Raw genomic sequence first — 21,998 nt, forward strand, 5'->3', positions numbered from 1 at the left:
ATGTCCGATACCGAATACCTGACCCGTGCCGAGGCCGTGCTGGCGGCCGTCGAGCGTACCGTCGACGCCGCCAACGACGGCGACCACGACATCGATCTGGAGCGCAACGGCAGCGTCCTGACGCTGACGTTCGAGAACGGCTCGAAGATCATCGTCAACTTGCAGCCGCCGATGAAGGAAGTGTGGATCGCCGCGAAGGCGGGCGGATTCCACTACCGTTTCGTCGACGGCGAATGGCGCGATACGCGCACGGGCACCGAGTTCTACGCGGCAATCACCGAATACGCGACGCAGCAGGCTGGCCTGCCGATCACGTTCAGCGCGTGACGGCCGGGGCGCTGGGCCCCGAACGCCGGACCAAAGGAAAAAGCGCCCCGCGGGGCGCTTTTTTCATGTCCGGGGCCGCGTGTCAGTGGCCGCGGAACAGGTTCATGATGTCCTGCTTTTCCTGCTCGTCGACATGCGGCACCGCCTCGTCGACGTTCTGCGCGGCCGGTGCCTGCGGCACGCCGACCGTCGACACGAAGCCGTGTCCCGGCGTGAACTCGGTGAAGTACAGTTCGCTGCCGAGCGACTCGACGCCGTCCGGCGCCGTCGGCTTGAACTCCGGCACGCCCTTCAGCGCGGCGCCCATGTAGTCGATCCAGACCGGCAGCGACAGGCCGCCACCGGTTTCGCGATCGCCGAGGCTGCGCGGATTGTCGTAGCCGATCCACGCGATCGCGGCGAGAGTGTGCTGGTAGCCGGCGAACCACGCGTCGTGCGAATCGTTCGTCGTGCCGGTCTTGCCCGCGAGGTCGGTGCGCTTCAGGATGTTGGTCCGCGCGCCCGTGCCGCGCTGCGCGACGCTCTGCAGCAGGCTGTTCATCACGTATGCGTTGCGCGCGTCGATCGCGCGCGGTGCGTTCTGCTCGGCAACGAGCGGCTGCGCACGCGCGACGATCGCGCCGTTCGGATCGGTGACTTCCGCGATCAGATACGGATTGACGCGGTAGCCGCCGTTCGCGAAGACCGAGTACGCGCCGGCCATCTGCAGCGGCGTGACCTGGCCCGCGCCGAGTGCCATCGGCAGGTAGGCCGGATGGCGCTCGGCGTCGAAGCCGAAGCGCGTGATGTACTGCTGCGCATACTTCGTGCCGATGTTGTTCAGGATCCGGATCGACACGAGGTTGCGCGAGCGCTGCAGCGCGGTGCGCATCGACATCGGGCCTTCGAAGCCGCCGCCGTAGTTCTTCGGCTCCCACGGCTGGCCGCCCGTTTCGGCGGCGCTGAAATAAAGCGGGCCGTCGTTGATCACGGTTGCCGGCCCGAGGCCCTTGTCGAGCGACGCCGAGTAGATGAACGGCTTGAACGACGAACCCGGCTGCCGCCACGCCTGCGTGACGTGGTTGAACTTGTTCTTGTTGTAGTCGAAGCCGCCGACGAGCGAGCGGATCGCGCCGTCCTGCGGGATGATCGACAGGAACGCGCCTTCGACCTGCGGCAACTGCGTGATCGACCATTTGCCGGTGTCGTTCTTCACGACGCGGACGATCGCACCGGGGCGGATGCGGCGGTTCGGCTGTGCGTTGGTCGACAGCGCGCCCGACGCGAAGCGCAGGTTGTCGCCTTCGACCGTTGCAGTGCTGCCGTCGATGAATGCAATCGTGATCTGGCGCGGGCTCGCGGCCGTGACGACCGCGGCAATCAGCTCGCCGTTGTCGGGGTGCTCGAGCAGCGCGTCGTCGATCGCCTGTTCGCGGTCGTCCGCACCGGCCGGCAGCTCGATGAAGCCTTCCGGCCCGCGATACCCGTGCCGGCGCTCGTAATCCATGATGCCCTTGCGCAGCGCGGTGTACGCGACCTGCTGGTCGGCGGAATCGATCGTCGTGACGACGTTGAAGCCGCGCGTGTAGGTTTCCTCGCGGTACTGCGCGTACATCATCTGTCTGACCATTTCCGCGACGTACTCGGCGTGCACGCTGAAATCGCGGCCCGGGCCCTTGACGACGAGCTGCTGCGCGACGGCCTCGTCGTGCTGCTCGCGTGTGATGAAGTTCAGCTCGAGCATCCGCTGCAGGATGTATTCCTGGCGCACCTTCGCGCGCTTCGGGTTCACGACCGGGTTATACGCGGACGGCGCCTTCGGCAGCCCCGCGAGCATCGCCGCTTCCGCGAGCGTGATGTCCTTCAGGTCCTTGCCGAAATAGACCCGCGCGGCGCTCGCAAAGCCGTACGCCCGCTGGCCGAGATAGATCTGATTCATGTAGACCTCGAGAATCTGATCCTTCGTCAGCGCGCGCTCGATCCGGTACGCGAGCAGCATCTCGTAGATCTTGCGCGTGTAGGTCTTCTCGCTCGACAGGAAGAAGTTGCGCGCGACCTGCATCGTGATCGTGCTCGCGCCCTGCGATGCATGGCCGTTCGTCAGCGCGACGAAGCCGGCGCGGATGATGCCGGTGAGGTCGACGCCGCCGTGATCGTAGAAGCGTGCGTCCTCGATCGCGAGGATCGCCTTCTTCAGCGAATCGGGCACGTCCTTGAAATGGACGACGTCGCGGCGCTCCTCGCCGAATTCGCCGATCAGCACGTGATCGGACGTATAGATGCGCAGCGGCACCTTCGGGCGATAGTCGGTCAGCGCGTCGAGCGACGGCATGTTCGGCCAGGCGACGACGAGCGCGTAGCCGAGCACGAGGCCGCCGGCCACGACGAGGGCCACGCACATCGCGGCGAAGCCGAGCAGGACTTTTTGCCACCAGGGCCGCTTTTTCGGCTCCGGGGCGGGAGGCGGGGACGTAGGAGTCGTGGATTGCATAGGCATACCGGAAAACAGTCTCGCGATTATAGCTGCCCGGTAAGACCGGTCCTGACGCGGGGGCTGCCCGCCGGAAAGGCGCGGGTTGCCGTGTCTCCAGCATAGCCCGCGCGCGGCCGTTCCGAGCCGATGCTGGCCGTTCGGCCGACTGTCGGCCGAGCGCGCCGCTTTGCAGAATCAGGTCTCGGAAACGCGGCGTGGGCCGCGACGATCGCGGGAGGCCGGGATGGCGGGACGATGGATGGCGCGGTTCGCGCAGGGCAGGCACGGGTCGACGGGAATCGACGTCGGGGCGGACGAGGTGAGGGTGGTCGTGCTGAGCCGGCGCGGCCGTGCCGCCGATGTGCGCGTCGAGGGGCTCGAGCGGGAGCCGGTCGGGTTGGCGGGCGGGCCGGACGACGCGCGCTGGGCGGCGGTCGCGCGTTCGCTGTCGGCGGCCGTGTCGCGGCTGTCGGCGGCGGGTGTGCGGTGCGAGGCGTGTGGCGTGATGGCGCTGAGCGACGACGAGATACGCACCGCGACGCTCGACCTCGCCGGGCGTGACGACGTCGAGGACGCCGCGCGGCAGGCGGCCGAGCGCATTTCGGGGCTGGCGCCGGACAGCCTCGCGTTCGACTGGCGGCAGGATGGCGGCGCGCAGTCTGGCGAGATCGAGGTCGCGGTGGCCCCGACGGCACTGCTCGAACGGCGGGTCGACGTGGCCGCCCAGGCCGGCGTCGACCTGACGGCCATCGACGGCGAGTCGGCGGCCGCACTGCGCGCGTTGCGTTATGCGGCGCAGTTCGAGCTCGACGCGCACGGCCCCTATGCCGCGCTCTGGTTCAGCGAGTCGGGCGTGCGAGCGTGGCGTGTCGACGGTGCGTTGGCCGCGCAAGTGCTCGCGCTGTCAGGCGCGGTGCCGCAGGCGTTTTCCGATGCATTGCGCCAGCGCTCGCTCGGGGCCGTGCGTTGCGTGCTCGTGGCCGGGGACGAGCGGTGCATCGCCCGCTTCGGAACATCCGTCGCCGATATCGGTGACGTGCTCGGCGCGGTCGCGGCACCGTTCGACTTTACGGGCTGGGACGGGCAGCCGTGCCTGCCCGCCGGCATGCGGGGCGGCCCGGCATTCGCGGTCGCGTTCGGGCTCGCGTTGCGCGGGGTGTGGGAGTGACGGCCGGCCGCATGCCGGCAAGCGTGTCCGGGCCGGCTCCGGCCGATCGTGCGGGGCTCGGCGGCTTCAACCTGCTGCCGTACCGCGAGCGGCTGGCGCAGGCGTTGCGGCGTCGCCGGGCCGCGCAGTGCGGGACGGCAATCCTGCTCGGCATGCTCGGCGTCGGCCTGTGGACGGGCGCTGCCACGGGGTTGCGGTGGCGTGCGGACGCCGAGCGCGCAAGTGTGGAGGCGCGGCTGCGACAGTTGCAGCCGCAGGTGAACGCCGCGACGCGCGCTGCCGGTGCAGCAGCCGCCGCCACTCGGCGCGGCGCGCAGGCAGCCGAGCTTGCCGCGCCTTACCGGCGCGTCGCAGCGCTGCTGGCGACACTGGCGCGGGTGCGCGGCGACACGGTCCGGATCGACACGCTGCGCACGACGCCGACCGGCGCCGTGCTCGATGCGCGCGCCGCGAGTTACCGGGTGGCCGCGCGATGGCTCGCCGGGATGGCGCGCGAGCAGCGCGACTGGCGGATCGATATCGACGTGTTGAAGCCCGCTTCGGAGGTGCCGATCGCCTCGGCGGGGATGCCGTTTCGGTTCTCGGTCCAACTGCGCTGGCACGATGCGATGCCGTCGCAGAAAGCGTCAGGAGGGGACGCGTGACGGCGATCGTGCGTCGACCTGCGCCGCGTGGCGAAGCGTGGCTGGGCGGCATGCGGCGCGTGTCGCCCGAGGCCGCACATGCCGCCGGCTGCGTGCTGGCGTTCGCGGCCGTGCTGGCGGGCGGCATTCATCTGGCGAATGCCGCCGACTGGAGCGGGCGTGCGCACAGTCGAACGTTGCTCGCAGCGGCGCACGTGCGTGAGGCCGACGCGCGGCGCGTGCTTGCAGCCGCGGGGCAACGGCGCGACGCACGTCCGGCTTCAGCGCACGATGACCGCGTGTCGCCTGCGCCGGAATGGGCCGCGCTGATGCTGGAACTGGCCGATCTCGCGGCGTCGAGCGGGCTGCGCGGCGTATCGATCGAACCGCAGCACGCAGACGGTGCGGCGCCGAACGGCCGGCGCGCGGTGCGGATCGTCGCGGATGGCGACTTTCGCGCGTTGTTGCACATGGTCGGCGGACTGGCGGGCTTCCCGGTACTGGCGGTGCCGTCGGCGCTGCGGGTCGAGCGGGGATTGCAGGCAGTGCGCGTGGAAATGTCCGTCGACGTGTTTCCGGAATTGCCGGCCGCAACGGGCGCTGGCGGCACGGTGCCGGTTCCGGCCGCCGAGCTCGACGACGATCCGTTCGGCGCGGCTGGCCCGTCTGCAGCGGAAGGTCAGGCGGCGCGCCTGGCCGGCACGATTCGCGATGCGCGTGCCGGTCTCGCGCTGTTCGACGGCGGCGATGGCACGTTCACCGCCGTGGCGCCCGGCGAAGCGCTCGGCGCCGCACGCGTGGTGCGTGTCGAGCCCGCTGCCGTGACGCTCGCGACGGCGGACGGGGCACACCGGATCGTCCTTGAAGGCGGAGGTCGGCCATGACCCAGTACGGGCGTTGGGCACTCGTCATCGTCTGGGCCGGATTGACGGCGGCCAGCGCGAGAGCGTCGTTGCCGCCGCTGCCGACCGTCTGGCCGGCAGCGGCGATGGATGCGCAGGTGCCCGGTCTGCCGTTGCCCGGAGGTCGGGCCGATGGTGTGGATGACGCCGTGTCGGCGGAGGTCGGCCCGCAGCCGTTCGATCCGGCGGCTCACGCGGCGCGTCAGGCGGAAACTGCCGCTCCGGCTCCCCGGCTGGAGGGGCCGCCGATCCCGCTGGCGCCGCCGGCCCGCATGAGCGACGGCGCGTCCCGGCAACCGGACGATGCCGACGACGCACGGCGGATCTCGCTGAATCTGCAGGGCGTCGGTCTCGCGGCCGCGTTCGACGCGTTTGCGCGGTTCACGGGGCTCAATATCGTCGTCGGCGAGCAGGTGCGCGGCACCGTCACGTTACGTCTGAACAATGTCCGCTGGCGCGATGCATTCGACACGCTGCTCGACGCGCACGGGCTCGCGATGTCGCGGCGCGGCAACGTGATATGGGTCACGCCGGCGGCTGAGCAGGCCGCGCGCGAACGCGAGCGCTTCGAGATGCACGCGCGGGCCGCCGATCTGGAGCCGCTCGCGAGCCGTACGTTCGTGCTGCACTACCCGCGCGCGCAGGACGTGCAACGCTTGCTGGCCGGCGCGACCGGCCAGCGCCTGCTGTCGAAGCGCGGCGCCGCGGCGGCCGATCCGCGCACGAACCTGCTGTTCGTCACCGATCTCGAACCGCGTATCGGGCAGATCGCGGGCCTGATCGACGCGATCGACCGGCCGTCGCGGCAGGTCCGGATCGAGGCGCGCATCGTCGAGGGCGAACAGGGCTTCTCGCGCAATCTCGGCGCACGCGTCGCGCTGCGTGCACAGGGGCGCCCGCCGTCGGGCGACGGCACCACGTTCACGACGGACGCGCGCAATGCGCTCGACCTTGCCGCGCGGCCGCTCGGCGGCTTCGAGGCAGCAACCGCCGGCTTCACGCTGTTCGCCGCGCCGCTCAGCCGCGTACTCGACGTCGAACTGAGCGCGCTCGAGGCGCAGGGGCGGGGTCAGATCGTTTCGCGTCCGCGCGTGGTGACCGCCGATCGCGTCAAGGCCATCGTCGAGCAGGGCTCGGAACTGCCGTACCAGGCGAAGGTCGGCAACGGCGTGAGCGGCGTGCAGTTTCGCCGCGCGACGCTCAAGCTCGAAGTCGAGCCGCAGATCACGCCCGACGGGCGTGTGGTGCTCGACCTGGACGTGACGAAGGACAGCGTCGGCGAGCCGACGGCGGCCGGCCCGGCGATCCATACGAAGCACGTGCAGACGCGCGTCGAGGTCGAGGATGGCGGGACGGTCGCGATCGGCGGGATCTACGAGCAACTGCGCCGGAACGATGTGACGCGCGTGCCGCTCTTGGGCAAAATACCGTTTCTGGGCGCGCTTTTCCGGCACCGCGCGCAGCGCGACCAGCGCAACGAATTGGTCGTATTCATCACGCCGACCGTCGTCGATGCGCGCTGCGATGCGCGCGGCGCGGGCGACGCGGATCCCGATAAAACGGGGCCGGAAGCCGCCGGCGCAGGCTCGACAAGGCAGCCGCTTTGCCAGTAAGCTGCGCCACACACCAGCAAGATTGAAGCAGAGGAAGCCGTTGCAAGCGCGGGACCCACATGCAAACGTATTTTTCGTCGGCCTTATGGGAGCGGGTAAGACCACCGTGGGCCGTGCGGTCGCGCGTCGTCTCGACAGGACGTTCTTCGACTCCGACCACGAAATCGAGGCCCGCACGGGCGCGCGCATTCCGGTGATCTTCGAGCTGGAGGGCGAGGCCGGGTTTCGCGATCGCGAAACGCAGGTGATCGCCGATCTGACGCAGCGCGAGAACATCGTGCTCGCGACGGGCGGCGGCGCCGTGCTGCGCCCGGAAAATCGCGACTGCCTGAAAAGCAATGGCATCGTCGTCTATCTGCGCGCCAATCCGCACGATCTGTGGCTGCGCACGCGCAAGGACAAGAACCGCCCGCTGCTGCAGACCGAAGATCCGAAGGGGCGTCTCGAAGCGCTCTACGAAGTGCGCGACCCGCTGTACCGCGAATGCGCGGATTTCGTCATCGAGACCGGCCGCCCGTCGGTCAACGGTCTCGTCAACATGGTGCTGATGCAACTCGAACTGGCGGGCGTCATCGCCAAGCCGCTACAAGCATGATTACTGTCAACGTCGATCTGGGCGACCGCGCCTATCCGATTCACATTGGCGCCGGCCTGATCGGCCGCGCCGAGCTGTTCGCGCCTCACATCAGGGGTTCGTCCGTCACGATCGTCACGAACACGACGGTCGATCCGCTTTACGGCGACACGCTGCGCGCGGCGCTCGCGCCGCTCGGCAAGCATGTGTCGACGGTCGTGCTGCCGGACGGCGAGGCATACAAGAACTGGGAAACGCTGAACCTGATCTTCGACGGCCTGCTGACCGAGCGCGCCGATCGCAAGACGACGCTCGTCGCGCTCGGCGGCGGCGTGATCGGCGACATGACGGGCTTTGCCGCCGCGTGCTACATGCGCGGCGTGCCGTTCATCCAGGTGCCGACCACGCTGCTGTCGCAGGTCGATTCGTCGGTCGGCGGCAAGACGGGCATCAACCACCCGCTCGGCAAGAACATGATCGGCGCGTTCTACCAGCCGCAGGCCGTGATCGCGGACATCGGCGCACTGGCGACGCTGCCCGAGCGCGAACTGGCGGCCGGCGTCGCCGAGGTCATCAAGACCGGCGCGATCGCCGATGCGGAATTCTTCGACTGGATCGAGGCGAACGTCGACGCGCTGAACCGTCGCGAGCCGGCAGCGCTCGCGCACGCCGTGAAGCGTTCGTGCGAGATCAAGGCGAGCGTGGTCGCGGCCGACGAGCGCGAAGGCGGCCTGCGCGCAATCCTGAACTTCGGCCACACGTTCGGCCATGCAATCGAGGCCGGCCTTGGCTACGGCGAGTGGCTGCACGGCGAGGCGGTCGGCTGCGGGATGGTGATGGCGGGCGACCTGTCGGTGCGGCTCGGCCTGCTCGACGAAGCATCGCGGCAGCGCCTCGACGCGGTGATCGCGGCCGCGCATCTGCCGACCCGCGGGCCCGCGCTCGGCGACGCGCGCTACATGGATTTGATGCGCGTCGACAAGAAGGCTGAAGCCGGCGCGATCAAGTTCATCCTGCTGAAGCGCTTCGGCGATACGCTGATTACGCAGGCGCCGGACGAAGCCGTATTCGCTACACTGGCGCAGACGACCGGCTAACCGCGGCCCGGATGCCCCGGCGCCCCTGACATGGAGGAGACGTGAGCGAGACATCCAGCAGCACACTGCCTGAAGCCGGCCGCGCATCCGTTGCGCCGGTGGCCGAGCCGCCGACGCTGGCGGCGCTGGAAGCCCATCTCGCTCCGTATGCCGCGCACGCGTCGCAGTCGCGCGGCCGCCGCCATCCGGAAACGCCGCCGGCGGCGCGCACCGAATTCCAGCGCGACCGCGATCGCATCGTCCATTCGACCGCGTTTCGCCGGCTCGAATACAAGACGCAGGTCTTCGTCAATCACGAAGGCGACCTGTTCCGCACGCGCCTCACGCATAGCCTCGAAGTCGCGCAGATCGCGCGTTCGGTCGCGCGCAACCTGCGCCTGAACGAGGATCTCGTCGAGGCGATCTCGCTCGCGCACGATCTCGGCCATACGCCGTTCGGCCATGCCGGCCAGGACGCGCTGAATGCGTGCATGCGCGACCACGGCGGCTTCGAGCACAACCTGCAGAGCCTGGCGGTCGTCGACGAGCTCGAGGAGCACTACGGCGCGTTCAACGGGCTGAACCTGTGCTTCGAGACGCGCGAAGGCATCCTGAAGCACTGCTCGCGCGAGAACGCGCGCAAGCTCGGCGCGCTCGGCGAGCGTTTCCTGCAGGGCCGCCAGCCGTCGCTCGAAGCGCAGCTCGCGAACATCGCGGACGAAATCGCCTACAACAACCACGACGTCGACGACGGCCTGCGTTCCGGCCTGATCACGATCGAGCAGCTCGCGGAAGTCGAGCTGTGGCAGCGCCACTACGAGGCGGCGCTCGCCGAATTCCCGCACCTCGAAGGCCGCCGCCTCGTGCACGAGACGGTGCGCCGCATCATCAACACGCTGATCGTCGACCTGATCGACGAGACGACGCGCAATCTCGCGCGCGTCGCGCCCGCGTCGCTCGACGACGTGCGCGCCGCGCCGCCGCTCGTGTCGCACAGCGCGACGGTCGCCGCGCAGGCGGCCGCCCTCAAGCGTTTCCTGTTCAAGAACCTGTATCGCCACTACAAGGTGATGCGCATGGCGAGCAAGGCGCAGCGCGTCGTCACGGGGCTGTTCGACGCGTTCATCGACGATCCGCGCCTGCTGCCGCCGCCGTACCAGTCGGAAGACGCAGCGCAGCAGCCGCGTCTCGTCGCGCACTACATCGCCGGCATGACCGACCGCTTCGCGCTGAAGGAATATCAGCGCCTGTTCGTCATCACCGACAACTGACTGTCACAAACGATCACTAGACTTCGCCGGTTCAATGGCGACGGGAATGTTGCACACGCTGTTGGTAACGTTTTCATAGGAGAGAGGTCGATGAAGAAGAAGCCTGCGGGGACCATGGTTCGTTCGATCGCGCTCGGCGGCGCGCTGATGTTCGGTGTGCAGCACGTGGCGTTGGCTGCGACGGAGATCCAGTTCTGGCATGCGATGGAGGCCGCGCTCGGCGAGCGGGTCAACGCGATTGCCGAGCAGTTCAACGCGTCGCAAAGCGACTACAAGATCGTGCCGGTCTTCAAGGGCACCTACGACCAGGCGCTCGCGGCCGGCATCGCCGCTTATCGCAGCGGCAACGCGCCGGCGATCCTCCAGGTCTATGAAGTCGGCACGGCCACGATGATGCAGGCGAAGAAGGCCGTCGTGCCGGTCTACGACGTGTTCAAGCAGGCCGGCGTGCCGCTCGACGAAAAGGCGTTCGTGCCGACCATCTCGAGCTACTACAGCGACGCGAAGACGGGCCATCTCGTTTCGATGCCGTTCAACAGCTCGACGCCGGTGCTGTACTACAACAAGGACGCGTTCAAGAAGGCCGGGCTTGACCCGAACCAGCCGCCGAAGACGTGGGCCGACGTGAAGGCCGATGCCGAGAAGCTGCGCAAGTCGGGGATGGCGTGCGGCTTCACGACCGGCTGGCAGGGCTGGATCCAGCTCGAGAACTACAGCGCATGGCACGGGCTGCCGTTCGCGAGCCGCAACAACGGCTTCGACGGCGCTGACGCCGTGCTCGATTTCAACAAGCCGCAGCAGATCGCGCACGTCTCGTTCCTGCAGCAGATGGCGAAGGACGGCACGTTCACGTACGCGGGCCGCAAGGATGAAGCGTCGGCGAAGTTCTACAGCGGCGACTGCGGGATCATGACGACGTCGTCGGGCGCGCTCGCGAACGTGCAGAAGTTCGCGAAGTTCAGCTACGGCACGGGCATGATGCCGTACGACGCGAACGTGAAGGGCGCGCCGCAGAACGCGATCATCGGCGGCGCGAGCCTGTGGGTGCTGGCCGGCAAGGATCCGGCGACCTACAAGGGTGTCGCGAAATTCCTCGCGTACCTGGCATCGCCGCCCGTCGCCGCGAAGTGGCACCAGGACACGGGCTACCTGCCGGTGACGACCGCCGCGTACGACCTCACGCGCGAGCAGGGCTTCTACGCGAAGAACCCGAGCGCCGAAACCGCGATCAAGCAGATGCTGAACAAGCCGCCGCTGCCTTACACGAAGGGGCTGCGTCTCGGCAACATGCCGCAGATCCGCACGATCGTCGACGAGGAGTTCGAACAGGTCTGGGCGCAGAAGAAGTCGCCGAAGGACGCGCTCGATTCGGCGGCCTCGCGCGGCGACGAGTTGCTGCGCCGCTTCGAGAAGTCGGGCGGCTGAGCACGCGTCGCTTCGTGCCGCCGGCCGCGCCGCGCATGCGCGCGGTCCGGCGGCGCGGTTTCCTTTCCGTTTCGCCTGACCGGATATCCGCGATGCAATCCCGTTCCCGCTTCGGTACGAGCCTGGTGCCGTACCTGCTGATCGCGCCGCAGCTCGCGATCACCGCCGTGTTCTTCCTGTGGCCGGCCGGCGTCGCGCTGTGGCAGTCGACGCAGATGCAGGACGCGTTCGGCACATCGAGCGAATTCGTCGGCTTCGCGAACTTCACGCACCTGTTCGCCGATCCGCTGTATCTCGATTCGTTCCGCACGACGCTCGTGTTCAGCTCGCTCGTCACGGTGAGCGGGCTCGTCGTGTCGCTGCTGCTCGCCGCGTGCGCCGACCGCGTGATCCGCGGTGCGCGCGTGTACCGCACGCTGCTGATCTGGCCGTATGCGGTCGCGCCGACGATCGCGGCCGTGCTGTGGGCGTTCCTGTTCAACCCGAGCATCGGCCTGATCACCTATGCGCTCGCGAAGGGCGGCATCGTGTGGAACCACGCGCTGAACGGCGGGCAGGCGATGTTCCTGGTCGTGCTCGCATCGGTGTGGAAGCAGGTGAGCTACAACTTCCTGTTCTTCTACGCGGGCCTGCAGGCGATCCCGCGCTCGCTGATCGAGGCGGCGTCGATCGACGGCGCGGGGCCGGTACGGCGCTTCTTCAACATCGTGCTGCCGCTGCTGTCGCCGACGAGTTTCTTCCTGCTGGTCGTGAACCTCGTCTACGCGTTCTTCGACACGTTCCCGGTGATCGATGCGGCCACCGGCGGCGGCCCGGCGCAGAGCACGAAGACGCTGATCTACAAGATCTTCGCGGAGGGCTTCCAGGGGCTCGACATCGGCAGCTCGGGCGCGCAGTCGGTCGTGCTGATGATCATCGTCGTCGGGCTCACGGTGATCCAGTTCCGCTTCGTCGAACGCAGGGTGCAATACGCATGATCGAAAATCGCAAGGGCTTCGACCTGTTCTGCCACGCGGTGCTGATCGCGGGCGTCGTGCTGATCGTGTTCCCCGTCTACGTCGCGTTCTGCGCGGCGACGATGAACGCGCAGGAAGTGTTCACGGTGCCGCTGTCGCTCGTGCCGAGCACGCACCTGTTCGAGAACATCGCATACATCTGGGGGCATGGCAGCGGCGGCACGACGGCGCCGTTCGGCCGCCTGCTCGTGAACAGCTTCGCGATGGCGCTCGGCATCGCGGTCGGCAAGATCGCGATGTCGATCCTGTCCGCGTACGCGATCGTGTATTTTCGCTTCCCGTTCCGCAACACGGCGTTCTGGCTGATCTTCGTCACGCTGATGCTGCCGGTCGAGGTGCGGATCTTCCCGACCGTGCAGGTCGTGTCGACGCTGCACCTGACGAATACGTATGCGGGGCTCACGCTGCCGCTGATCGCATCGGCAACGGCCACGTTCCTGTTCCGGCAATTCTTCATGACGCTGCCCGACGAACTGATGGACGCCGCGCGCATCGATGGCGCGGGGCCGCTGCGCTTCTTCTGGGACGTCGTGCTGCCGCTGTCGAAGACGAGCATCGCGGCGCTGTTCGTGATCACGTTCATCTACGGCTGGAACCAGTATCTGTGGCCGATCCTGATCACGACGGAGGCGTCGCTGTCGACGGCGGTGGTGGGCATCAAGACGATGATCGCGAGCGGTGACGCCGCGACCGAATGGCAATACGTGATGGCGGCGACGCTGATGGCGATGATTCCGCCGCTCGTCGTCGTGCTGGCGATGCAGCGCTGGTTCGTGCGCGGCCTCGTCGATTCCGAGAAATAAATGACGGACGGCAACCGGGAGAAAGACCAAGTATGGCTGCGCTGAGCTTGAAGGGCGTCAGGAAATCCTACGACGGCAAGCAGCACGTGCTGCATGGCATCGACGTGGAGATCGCGGACGGCGAATTCATCGTGCTGGTCGGCCCGTCGGGCTGCGGCAAGTCGACGTTGCTGCGGATGATCGCGGGGCTCGAGAGCGTGACGGACGGCGAGATCGCAATCGGTGACCGGGTCGTCAACGCGCTGGAGCCGAAGGATCGCGACATCGCGATGGTGTTTCAGAACTATGCGCTGTACCCGCACATGACGGTCGCGCAGAACATGGGCTACGGACTGAAGATCCGCGGGATCGAGCGTACGACGATCGACTCGCGGGTGGCCGCTGCCGCGAAGATCCTCGAGCTCGAGCCGCTGCTCGCGCGGCGGCCGCGCGAGCTGTCGGGCGGACAGCGGCAGCGCGTCGCGATGGGGCGCGCGATCGTGCGCGAGCCGTCGGTGTTCCTGTTCGACGAACCGTTGTCGAACCTCGACGCGAAACTGCGCGTGCAGATGCGGCTCGAGATCCAGCGGCTGCATGCGCGGCTCGCGACGACGAGCGTCTACGTGACGCACGACCAGATCGAGGCGATGACGCTCGCGCAGCGCGTGATCGTGATGAACCGCGGCTACGCGGAACAGATCGGTGCACCGGTCGACGTGTACGAGAAGCCGGCGACGGTGTTCGTCGCGGGCTTCATCGGCTCGCCCGCGATGAACCTGATGCACGGCCGGCTGTCGGACGACGGCGCGACCTTCACGGTCACCGGCGGCGGTCCCGCGCTGCCGGTCGCCGGCGCACCCGGCATCGGCGCGGAGATCGCCACCGGGCGCGACTGGGTGCTCGGCGTGCGTCCCGAGCACATGACGCCGCAGCCGGGCGTCGCGCAGGCGACGCTGCCCGTCGACTCGTGCGAACTGCTCGGCGCGGACAATCTCGCGCACGGACGCTGGGGCAATCACGACGTCGCGGTGCGCCTGCCGCACGCGGACCGTCCCGCGCGCGGCACCGCGCTGGCGGCCGCGCTGCCCGCGCATCGGCTGCACTTCTTCGATCCCGAGACCGGCAAGCGTGCCGGCTGAACCGGCTGACCTTGCAGAGAGACCGACGATGATTTCCCGTACCGACTGGCCCTATCCGCGCGTCGTCGCCCATCGCGGCGGGGGCACGCTCGCACCGGAAAACACGCTCGCCGCGCTCGACGAGGGTGCGCGACGCGGTTACCGGATGGTCGAGTTCGACGCGAAGCTGTCGGCCGACGACGTGACGTTCCTGCTGCACGACGACACGGTCGACCGGACGTCGAACGGCCAGGGGGCGGCGGCGGGCATGCGTTATGCGGCGCTGGCCGCGCTCGACGCCGGTGCGTGGCTCGACGCGCGCTTCGCGGGCGAGCGGATGCCGACGCTCGAGGCGGCGGCGGCGCGCTGCATCGCCCACGGCCTGGCCGTCAATGTCGAGATCAAGCCGTGCCCGGGGCGCGAGCGCGAGACGGGGCAGCGCGTGGCGGCCGACGCGGCCGCGTACTGGCGTGATGCCGCGGTCCCGCCGCTGCTGTCGTCGTTCTCGTTCGATGCGCTGCAACAGGCACGCGAGGCCGTGCCGGCGCTGCCGCGCGGGATGCTCTACGAGGCCGTGCCGGACGACTGGCATGCGCAGGTCGTCGGCGCGCTCGGCTGCGTATCGTTGCATGCGGACCACAAACGGCTCGACGAACCGCTCGTGCGCGCGATCAAGGCGGCCGGGCTGCGCATCCTGGTGTACACGGTGAACGACCTCGAACGGGCGCGCGAACTCGCGCGCTGGGGTGTCGACGCGGTCTGCACGGACCGGATCGACCTGATCGCCCCCGATGCGCTGGACGACATCGTGTAGCGGCCGGTCCCGCGCGACGATGGGTGCGGGAAGACCCTGAGACAAAAAAACGACGCCCCGACGGGAATCCGCCGGGGCGTTTTGCATCGTGGAGACGTTACGTCACGAAAATTCCGCTACAAATTGCAGCAGGATTAACCATTCCCCAAATATTCGACTACGCTTAGAAGCGGTAACCGACGTTCAGGTACGTGACGATCGGGTTGAGCGAGATCTTCGCTTTCGACGTTTCGGTCAGGGTGCCGACCGGCGTCCGGCGGGCCGTCGTGAAGGTTGCGGTCACGCTGACCGGGATGTACGAGAGCGACAGGCCCGCGAACCAGTGTTTCGTGAAGTTGTACGTGAAGCCGGCGTTGAACACGGGCGCCCACTGGTTGCTGGTCGTGGCGCTGGTCGGACCGCCGAGCACGCCGTTCTCGAAGGTGCCGTTCGTGATCTTTGCGCCGGTGAACCAGACGTACGTCGCGCCGACGCCGACATACGGACGGAACTTCGCGTTGGCGTCGTTGAAGTGGTAGCGAAGCAATACGGCGGGGCTCCACTGGTACGCACGGCCGAGTACGCCGAACTTTTCGAACTGACCCTTGCCGGTAATGTCGAACTTCGGCGGTATCCCCATCACGAGCTCGGTGGAGATGTGGTCGGTGACGAAGTAGCCAGCGGCGAGCCCAAGCGTATCGGCGTCGGTGATGCCGGCGCCCGTGTTGGGAATCGATTGGTTGATGGGCGTGCCGCCGACGCCGTAGACGAACAGCGGGTCGCTGCTGTCTTGCGGAGACAGGTGCAGCCAGCCGGTGCTGACGTAGAAATCACCTGCTGATTGTGCATGTGCCGTACCGCCCGCGAACGTGAATGCGAGCGCTGCGGCCCCCGTAATGGCCAGTTTTCGTTTCATTGTGTCTCCTCCGATCAAAGGCGTGCTCATTATGACGACTGCGTTTAAAACCAAACAAGCTCGTAAGTTAGAGTTTTCACCCTAGGATTAGTACGACCGTACGTATCCGCGCACCGACAGGACGGGCATTCTACGCAGGTGCGCACTTTCGGACCTCCGGGTATTTCCTAACGCGTTCAAACGGACATTCAGCATGGCACGGTTAGCACGACTCTACGTTCCCGACCAGCCGCAGCACGTGATACTGCGCGGCCTGGATCAGCAACCCGCGTTCGTCGACGACCAGGACTACGAACTCTTCATCGATTGCCTGAAGGCCGCCGCGCGCGATCATCACCTGTCGGTGCATGCCTATGTGCTGCTGCCGCGCCAGGTGCAACTCCTCGTGACGCCGAGCGACGAGGCGAGCCTGCCGAAAGCGATGCAGGCCGTCGGCCGTCGTTACGTCGCGCACTTCAACCGGCGCTATTCGCGGCGCGGCACCCTGTGGGAAGGCCGCTATCGCGCGACCGTGATCGAAGGCGAGCGCTATTTCCTGCTCGCGAGCCGCGTGGTCGAGATGAGCCCGGTGCGCTCGCAGCTCGTCGCGTCGCCCGAAGCCTATCGCTGGTCGAGTTACCGGCATCACGTCGGGCTCACCGTCGACAGCCTGATCACCGACCATCCGCTCTACTGGGCGCTCGGCAACACGCCGTTCGACCGCCAGCGTGCGTACAAGGAGCTGTGCGAGCAGCCGCTCGACGAGCGGCAGGCCGACCAGCTGCAGCAGGCGACGCTCAAGGGCTGGGTGCTCGGCGGCGAGAACTACCGCGAGTGGGCGGCGCGTACCGCGAACCGGCGCGTGTCGCCGCTGCCGCGCGGACGCCCCAGAAAGGTGCGTGAGAACACGCCGCCGATCCAGCAATAACGCGGGAACGGCGGTCGAGGAGGCGGCGCTGCGGGCGCCGCTTCTTTTTGCACCAAAACGATACGACCCCAATAAAACGGCACCAGATCGAAGCATCCATTTAATTAGGGTTCGATCAAGCGGTTTTTGTTGCTATTCCTTTGATTCGTCGCGTATATTCCGAATTCCGGTGGCCCGGGCGAAGCGTGCCCAGCCACTGACGGCCGCGCCGTCTCCCGTCGGGAGCGGGATGACGGCAACAAAAAATGGTTCAACGGCCTCCAGGCCCCCTTTACGACGGTGTCCCCATGAACGACCACCAGCAGCCGCTCACCGCGGTGCCCGCCGCACAAGGTCTGTACGACCCGCAAAACGAACACGACGCCTGCGGCGTCGGCTTTGTCGCTCACATCAAGGGCAAGAAGAGCCACGAGATCATTCAGCAGGGTCTGAAGATCCTCGAGAACCTCGATCACCGCGGCGCGGTCGGCGCCGATCCGCTGATGGGCGACGGCGCGGGCATCCTGATCCAGATTCCGGACGCGTTCTATCGCGAGGAAATGTCGAAGCAGGGCGTGATGCTGCCGCCGGCCGGCGAATACGGGGTCGGGATGATCTTCCTGCCGAAGGAAAACGCATCGCGTCTCGCGTGCGAGCAGGAGCTCGAGCGCACGGTGAAGGCCGAAGGCCAGGTCGTGCTCGGCTGGCGGGACGTGCCGGTCGACCATGCGATGCCGATTTCGCCGACCGTGAAGGCGAGCGAGCCGCTGATCCGCCAGATCTTCATCGGCCGCGGCAAGGACATCATGGTGACGGACGCGCTCGAGCGGAAGCTGTACGTGATCCGCAAGACGGCGAGCCACCGCATCCAGGCGCTGAAGCTCAAGCACGGCAAGGAGTACTTCGTGCCGTCGATGTCGGCGCGCACCGTCGTCTACAAGGGCCTGCTGCTGGCCGGCCAGGTCGGCGTGTACTACCGCGACCTGCAGGACGCGCGCGTCGTGTCGGCGCTCGCGCTCGTGCACCAGCGCTTCTCGACCAACACGTTCCCGGCGTGGGAACTGGCTCACCCGTACCGGATGATCGCGCACAACGGCGAGATCAACACCGTGAAGGGCAACGTGAACTGGCTGAACGCGCGGACCGGCGCGATCGCGTCGCACGTGCTCGCCGACGACCTGCCGAAGCTGTGGCCGCTGATCTACCCGGGCCAGTCGGACACCGCATCGTTCGACAACTGTCTCGAACTGCTGGTGATGGCCGGCTACCCGCTCGTGCACGCGGTGATGATGATGATCCCGGAAGCGTGGGAACAGCACACGCTGATGGACGAGAACCGCCGCGCGTTCTACGAATACCACGCCGCGATGATGGAGCCGTGGGACGGCCCGGCCGCGATCGCGTTCACCGACGGCCGCCAGATCGGCGCGACGCTCGACCGTAACGGCCTGCGCCCGGCGCGCTACATCGTCACGGACGACGACCTCGTCATCATGGCGTCGGAAGCCGGCACGCTGCCGATCCCCGAATCGAAGATCGTCAAGAAGTGGCGCCTGCAGCCGGGCAAGATGTTCCTGATCGACATGGAACACGGCCGCATCATCGACGACAAGGAACTGAAGGACAACCTCGCGAACGCGAAGCCGTACAAGAGCTGGATCGACGCGGTGCGCATCAAGCTCGACGAGATCGAGCCGAAGGCCGAGGAAGTCGCGGCCGGCCGCACGCAGGGCGCCGCGCTGCTCGATCGCCAGCAGGCGTTCGGCTATACGCAGGAAGACCTGAAGTTCCTGATGGCGCCGATGGCGCAGCAGGGCGAAGAGGCCGTCGGTTCGATGGGCAACGACTCGCCGCTGGCGGTGATGTCGAACAAGAACAAGACGCTCTATCACTACTTCAAGCAACTGTTCGCGCAGGTCACGAACCCGCCGATCGACCCGATCCGCGAGAACATGGTCATGTCGCTCGTGTCGTTCATCGGCCCGAAGCCGAACCTGCTCGACACGAACAACATCAACCCGCCGATGCGTCTCGAAGTGTCGCAGCCGGTGCTCGACTTCAAGGACATCGCGAAGATCCGCGCGATCGACCAGTACACGGGCGGCAAGTTCAGCGCGTACGAACTGAACATCTGCTACCCGGTCGCGTGGGGCAAGGAAGGCATCGAGGCGCGCCTCGCGTCGCTGTGCGCGGAAGCCGTCGACGCGGTGAAGTCGGGCTACAACATGCTGATCGTGTCGGACCGCAAGACGGACGCCGAGCACGTCGCGATTCCGGCGCTGCTCGCCACGTCGGCGATCCATACGCACCTCGTCCAGCAAGGGCTGCGCACCAGCACGGGCCTCGTCGTCGAGACGGGCTCCGCGCGTGAAACGCACCACTTCGCGCTGCTCGCGGGCTACGGCGCGGAAGCCGTGCACCCGTACCTCGCGATGGAAACGCTCGCGAAGATGGCCGAGGGCCTGCCGGGCGACCTGTCGCCGGAGAAGGCCGTCTACAACTTCACGAAGGCGGTCGGCAAGGGCCTGCAGAAGGTGATGTCGAAGATGGGCATCTCGACGTACATGTCGTATACGGGCGCGCAGATCTTCGAAGCGCTCGGCCTGTCGAGCGACCTCGTCGAGAAGTACTTCAAGGGCACGGCGTCGAAGGTCGGCGGCATCGGCCTGTTCGAAGTCGCGGAAGAGGCGATCCGCCTGCACCGCGACGCGTTCGGCGACAGCCCGGTCCTGCGCGACATGCTCGACGCGGGCGGCGAGTACGCATACCGCGTGCGCGGCGAAGACCACATGTGGACGCCGGATTCGATCGCGAAGCTCCAGCACGCGACGCGCAGCAACTCGTACCAGACGTACAAGGAATACGCGCACCTGATCAACGACCAGACCAAGCGTCACATGACGTTCCGCGGCCTGTTCGAGTTCAAGGTCGAGCCGACCAAGGCGATCCCGATCGACGACGTCGAATCGGCGAAGGACATCGTCAAGCGCTTTGCGACGGGCGCGATGTCGCTCGGTTCGATCAGCACCGAGGCGCATGCGACGCTCGCGATCGCGATGAACCGGATCGGCGGCAAGTCGAACACCGGCGAAGGCGGCGAGGACGAAAAGCGCTATCGCAACGAACTGCGCGGCATTCCGATCAAGGCCGGCGAGACGCTGAAGTCGGTGATCGGCGACGAGATCGTCAGCGACATTCCGCTGAAGGACGGCGATTCGCTGCGCTCGAAGATCAAGCAGGTCGCGTCGGGCCGCTTCGGCGTCACCGCCGAGTACCTCGCTTCGGCCGACCAGATCCAGATCAAGATGGCGCAGGGCGCGAAGCCGGGCGAAGGCGGCCAGTTGCCGGGCCACAAGGTGTCGGAATACATCGGCAAGCTGCGCTACTCGGTGCCGGGCGTCGGCCTGATCTCGCCGCCGCCGCACCACGACATCTACTCGATCGAGGATCTGGCGCAACTGATCCACGACCTGAAGAACGTGAACCCGAGCTCGAGCATCTCGGTGAAGCTGGTGTCGGAAGTGGGCGTCGGCACGGTCGCGGCCGGTGTCGCGAAGGCGAAGGCCGATCACGTGGTGATCGCCGGCCATGACGGCGGCACGGGCGCATCGCCGCTGTCGTCGGTCAAGCACGCCGGTACGCCGTGGGAACTCGGCCTCGCCGAAACGCAGCAGACGCTGGTGCTGAACCGCCTACGCGGCCGGATCCGCGTGCAGGCCGACGGCCAGATGAAGACGGGCCGCGACGTCGTGATCGGCGCGCTGCTCGGCGCTGACGAATTCGGCTTCGCGACGGCGCCGCTCGTCGTCGAAGGCTGCATCATGATGCGCAAGTGCCACCTGAACACGTGCCCGGTCGGCGTCGCGACGCAGGATCCGGTGCTGCGTGCGAAGTTCCAGGGCCAGCCCGAGCACGTCGTGAACTACTTCTTCTTCGTCGCCGAGGAAGTGCGCGAGATCATGGCGCAGCTCGGCGTCGCGAAGTTCGACGACCTGATCGGCCGCGCCGACCTGCTCGATACGCGCAAGGGCATCGAGCACTGGAAGGCGAAGGGCCTCGACTTCTCGCGCGTGTTCTACCAGCCGGAAGAGTGCGAGGACGTCGCGCCGCGTCACGTCGACGTGCAGGATCACGGCCTCGAGCGCGCGCTCGACCACGTGCTGATCGAGAAGGCGAAGGCCGCGATCGAGAACGGCGAGCATGTGTCGTTCATCCAGCCGGTGCGCAACGTGAACCGTACGGTCGGCGCGATGCTGTCGGGCGTGATCGCGAAGAAGCATGGCCATGACGGCCTGGTGGACGACGCGGTGCACATCCAGCTGAAGGGCACGGCCGGCCAGAGCTTCGGCGCGTTCCTCGCGAAGGGCGTGACGCTCGACCTCGTCGGCGACGGCAACGACTACGTCGGCAAGGGCCTGTCGGGCGGCCGGATCATCATCCGCCCGACCAACGACTTCCGCGGCAAGTCCGAGGAAAACATCATCTGCGGCAACACGGTGATGTACGGCGCGATCGAAGGCGAATCGTTCTTCCGTGGCGTCGCGGGCGAGCGTTTCTGCGTGCGCAACTCGGGCGCGACGGCGGTCGTCGAGGGCACGGGCGACCACGGCTGCGAATACATGACGGGCGGCACGGTCGTCGTGCTCGGCGAGACGGGGCGCAACTTCGCGGCCGGCATGTCGGGCGGCCTCGCATACATCTACGATCCGGAAGGCACGTTCGCGGCGAAGTGCAACAAGTCGATGGTCGCGCTCGAGCCGGTGCTGCAGCAGGCCGAGCAGGAGCGCACGGTCGACCGCGCGCTCTGGCACGCGGGCACCACGGACGAAGCGCTGCTGAAGGGGCTCGTCGAGCGTCATTTCCAGTTCACGGGTTCGCCGCGCGCGAAGTCGCTGCTGGAAAACTGGGACGCGGCGCGCCGCCAGTTCGTGAAGGTGTTCCCGCACGAATACAAGCGCGCGCTGGGCGAGATCGGTGCGAAGAAGGCGGCGAAGGAAGTGCTGGCCGCCTGAGCGACGAACGACATAGCGAATGCCGCGCGCGCATGACTGCCGCG

Annotated in this window: 17 protein-coding genes; 15 read left to right on the top strand and 2 right to left on the bottom strand. The window is 67.4% G+C overall.

All coding sequences use genetic code 11. The features are described 5' to 3' along the window. On the top strand, nucleotides 1-327 hold the full coding sequence (cyaY, locus tag LXM88_RS06805) for an iron donor protein CyaY (protein WP_262540426.1): 327 nt from the start codon (nucleotides 1-3) through the stop codon (nucleotides 325-327). Nucleotides 328-409: 82 nt separating this feature from the next. Here cyaY and LXM88_RS06810 read toward each other — a convergent pair whose 3' ends face one another. Continuing rightward, nucleotides 410-2,797, bottom strand: a complete 2,388-nt coding sequence (locus LXM88_RS06810) for a penicillin-binding protein 1A (RefSeq protein ID WP_441301338.1) — start codon at nucleotides 2,795-2,797, stop codon at nucleotides 410-412. A 226-nt stretch (nucleotides 2,798-3,023) separates the two neighbouring features. Between LXM88_RS06810 and LXM88_RS06815 the strand changes: the two genes are divergently transcribed. From LXM88_RS06815 to ugpQ, 12 genes are all read left to right on the top strand, one after another. Next, nucleotides 3,024-3,947: a competence protein ComA gene (locus LXM88_RS06815; protein ID WP_262540429.1), complete on the top strand. Its 924-nt coding sequence runs from the start codon at nucleotides 3,024-3,026 to the stop codon at nucleotides 3,945-3,947. Nucleotides 3,948-3,958: 11 nt separating this feature from the next. After that, nucleotides 3,959-4,591: a fimbrial protein gene (locus tag LXM88_RS06820; RefSeq protein ID WP_262540430.1), complete on the top strand. Its 633-nt coding sequence runs from the start codon at nucleotides 3,959-3,961 to the stop codon at nucleotides 4,589-4,591. Then, entirely contained in the window at nucleotides 4,588-5,454 is an 867-nt protein-coding gene (locus LXM88_RS06825; protein WP_262540432.1) for a pilus assembly protein, read from the top strand. Before LXM88_RS06820 ends, LXM88_RS06825 begins: the two co-directional genes overlap by 4 nt. Beyond that, complete coding sequence (gene pilQ / locus LXM88_RS06830) at nucleotides 5,451-7,085, top strand: type IV pilus secretin PilQ (RefSeq protein ID WP_262540434.1); 1,635 nt, start codon at nucleotides 5,451-5,453, stop codon at nucleotides 7,083-7,085. The genes LXM88_RS06825 and pilQ overlap by 4 nt, the downstream gene beginning before the upstream one ends. Before the next feature lie 40 nt (nucleotides 7,086-7,125). Beyond that, nucleotides 7,126-7,680 (top strand): shikimate kinase AroK, encoded by a 555-nt coding sequence (aroK, locus tag LXM88_RS06835; RefSeq protein ID WP_027788566.1) that lies wholly within the window; start codon nucleotides 7,126-7,128, stop codon nucleotides 7,678-7,680. Then, nucleotides 7,677-8,756, top strand: a complete 1,080-nt coding sequence (gene aroB, locus LXM88_RS06840) for a 3-dehydroquinate synthase (RefSeq protein ID WP_262540435.1) — start codon at nucleotides 7,677-7,679, stop codon at nucleotides 8,754-8,756. The genes aroK and aroB overlap by 4 nt, the downstream gene beginning before the upstream one ends. 41 nt (nucleotides 8,757-8,797) lie before the next feature. Continuing rightward, entirely contained in the window at nucleotides 8,798-10,006 is a 1,209-nt protein-coding gene (locus LXM88_RS06845) for a deoxyguanosinetriphosphate triphosphohydrolase (protein ID WP_412524127.1), read from the top strand. A 90-nt stretch (nucleotides 10,007-10,096) separates the two neighbouring features. Further along, nucleotides 10,097-11,431, top strand: a complete 1,335-nt coding sequence (gene ugpB, locus LXM88_RS06850) for a sn-glycerol-3-phosphate ABC transporter substrate-binding protein UgpB (RefSeq protein ID WP_262540437.1) — start codon at nucleotides 10,097-10,099, stop codon at nucleotides 11,429-11,431. Between the two features lie 92 nt (nucleotides 11,432-11,523). Continuing rightward, a complete protein-coding gene (gene ugpA / locus LXM88_RS06855; protein WP_262540439.1) occupies nucleotides 11,524-12,408 on the top strand; it encodes a sn-glycerol-3-phosphate ABC transporter permease UgpA in 885 nt (294 codons plus the stop codon). Continuing rightward, nucleotides 12,405-13,250, top strand: a complete 846-nt coding sequence (gene ugpE, locus LXM88_RS06860) for a sn-glycerol-3-phosphate ABC transporter permease UgpE (RefSeq protein ID WP_262540440.1) — start codon at nucleotides 12,405-12,407, stop codon at nucleotides 13,248-13,250. The genes ugpA and ugpE overlap by 4 nt, the downstream gene beginning before the upstream one ends. Nucleotides 13,251-13,282: 32 nt before the next feature. Beyond that, the gene (locus LXM88_RS06865; RefSeq protein ID WP_262540442.1) at nucleotides 13,283-14,368 is read left to right on the top strand and encodes a sn-glycerol-3-phosphate import ATP-binding protein UgpC; all 1,086 of its coding nucleotides are present in this window, start codon (nucleotides 13,283-13,285) and stop codon (nucleotides 14,366-14,368) included. A gap of 28 nt (nucleotides 14,369-14,396) precedes the next feature. Then, the gene (gene ugpQ, locus LXM88_RS06870) at nucleotides 14,397-15,161 is read left to right on the top strand and encodes a glycerophosphodiester phosphodiesterase (protein ID WP_262540444.1); all 765 of its coding nucleotides are present in this window, start codon (nucleotides 14,397-14,399) and stop codon (nucleotides 15,159-15,161) included. Nucleotides 15,162-15,324: 163 nt separating this feature from the next. Here ugpQ and LXM88_RS06875 read toward each other — a convergent pair whose 3' ends face one another. Further along, entirely contained in the window at nucleotides 15,325-16,056 is a 732-nt protein-coding gene (locus tag LXM88_RS06875; protein ID WP_262540445.1) for an OmpW/AlkL family protein, read from the bottom strand. A 193-nt stretch (nucleotides 16,057-16,249) separates the two neighbouring features. Between LXM88_RS06875 and LXM88_RS06880 the strand changes: the two genes are divergently transcribed. Together LXM88_RS06880 and LXM88_RS06885 are read left to right on the top strand one after the other, a co-directional pair. Next, nucleotides 16,250-16,963 carry a transposase gene (locus tag LXM88_RS06880; protein WP_262540446.1) on the top strand — a complete coding sequence of 238 codons (714 nt, stop codon included), beginning with the start codon at nucleotides 16,250-16,252 and terminating at the stop codon, nucleotides 16,961-16,963. 287 nt (nucleotides 16,964-17,250) lie between these two features. Beyond that, the gene (locus LXM88_RS06885; protein ID WP_262540447.1) at nucleotides 17,251-21,954 is read left to right on the top strand and encodes a glutamate synthase-related protein; all 4,704 of its coding nucleotides are present in this window, start codon (nucleotides 17,251-17,253) and stop codon (nucleotides 21,952-21,954) included. Nucleotides 21,955-21,998 lie beyond the last annotated feature (44 nt).

The organism is Burkholderia sp. S-53, from assembly GCF_025560745.1.
GTDB classification, from domain to species: domain Bacteria; phylum Pseudomonadota; class Gammaproteobacteria; order Burkholderiales; family Burkholderiaceae; genus Burkholderia; species Burkholderia pyrrocinia.

Coding starts and splice junctions, on each gene's coding strand:
- cyaY (WP_262540426.1), top strand. CDS start 1: ATGTCCGATACCGAATACCTGACCCGTGCCGAGGCCGTGCTGGCGGCC.
- LXM88_RS06810 (WP_441301338.1), bottom strand. CDS start 2,797: ATGCAATCCACGACTCCTACGTCCCCGCCTCCCGCCCCGGAGCCGAAA.
- LXM88_RS06815 (WP_262540429.1), top strand. CDS start 3,024: ATGGCGGGACGATGGATGGCGCGGTTCGCGCAGGGCAGGCACGGGTCG.
- LXM88_RS06820 (WP_262540430.1), top strand. CDS start 3,959: ATGCCGGCAAGCGTGTCCGGGCCGGCTCCGGCCGATCGTGCGGGGCTC.
- pilQ (WP_262540434.1), top strand. CDS start 5,451: ATGACCCAGTACGGGCGTTGGGCACTCGTCATCGTCTGGGCCGGATTG.
- aroB (WP_262540435.1), top strand. CDS start 7,677: ATGATTACTGTCAACGTCGATCTGGGCGACCGCGCCTATCCGATTCAC.
- ugpB (WP_262540437.1), top strand. CDS start 10,097: ATGAAGAAGAAGCCTGCGGGGACCATGGTTCGTTCGATCGCGCTCGGC.
- ugpA (WP_262540439.1), top strand. CDS start 11,524: ATGCAATCCCGTTCCCGCTTCGGTACGAGCCTGGTGCCGTACCTGCTG.
- ugpE (WP_262540440.1), top strand. CDS start 12,405: ATGATCGAAAATCGCAAGGGCTTCGACCTGTTCTGCCACGCGGTGCTG.
- LXM88_RS06865 (WP_262540442.1), top strand. CDS start 13,283: ATGGCTGCGCTGAGCTTGAAGGGCGTCAGGAAATCCTACGACGGCAAG.
- ugpQ (WP_262540444.1), top strand. CDS start 14,397: ATGATTTCCCGTACCGACTGGCCCTATCCGCGCGTCGTCGCCCATCGC.
- LXM88_RS06875 (WP_262540445.1), bottom strand. CDS start 16,056: ATGAAACGAAAACTGGCCATTACGGGGGCCGCAGCGCTCGCATTCACG.
- LXM88_RS06880 (WP_262540446.1), top strand. CDS start 16,250: ATGGCACGGTTAGCACGACTCTACGTTCCCGACCAGCCGCAGCACGTG.
- LXM88_RS06885 (WP_262540447.1), top strand. CDS start 17,251: ATGAACGACCACCAGCAGCCGCTCACCGCGGTGCCCGCCGCACAAGGT.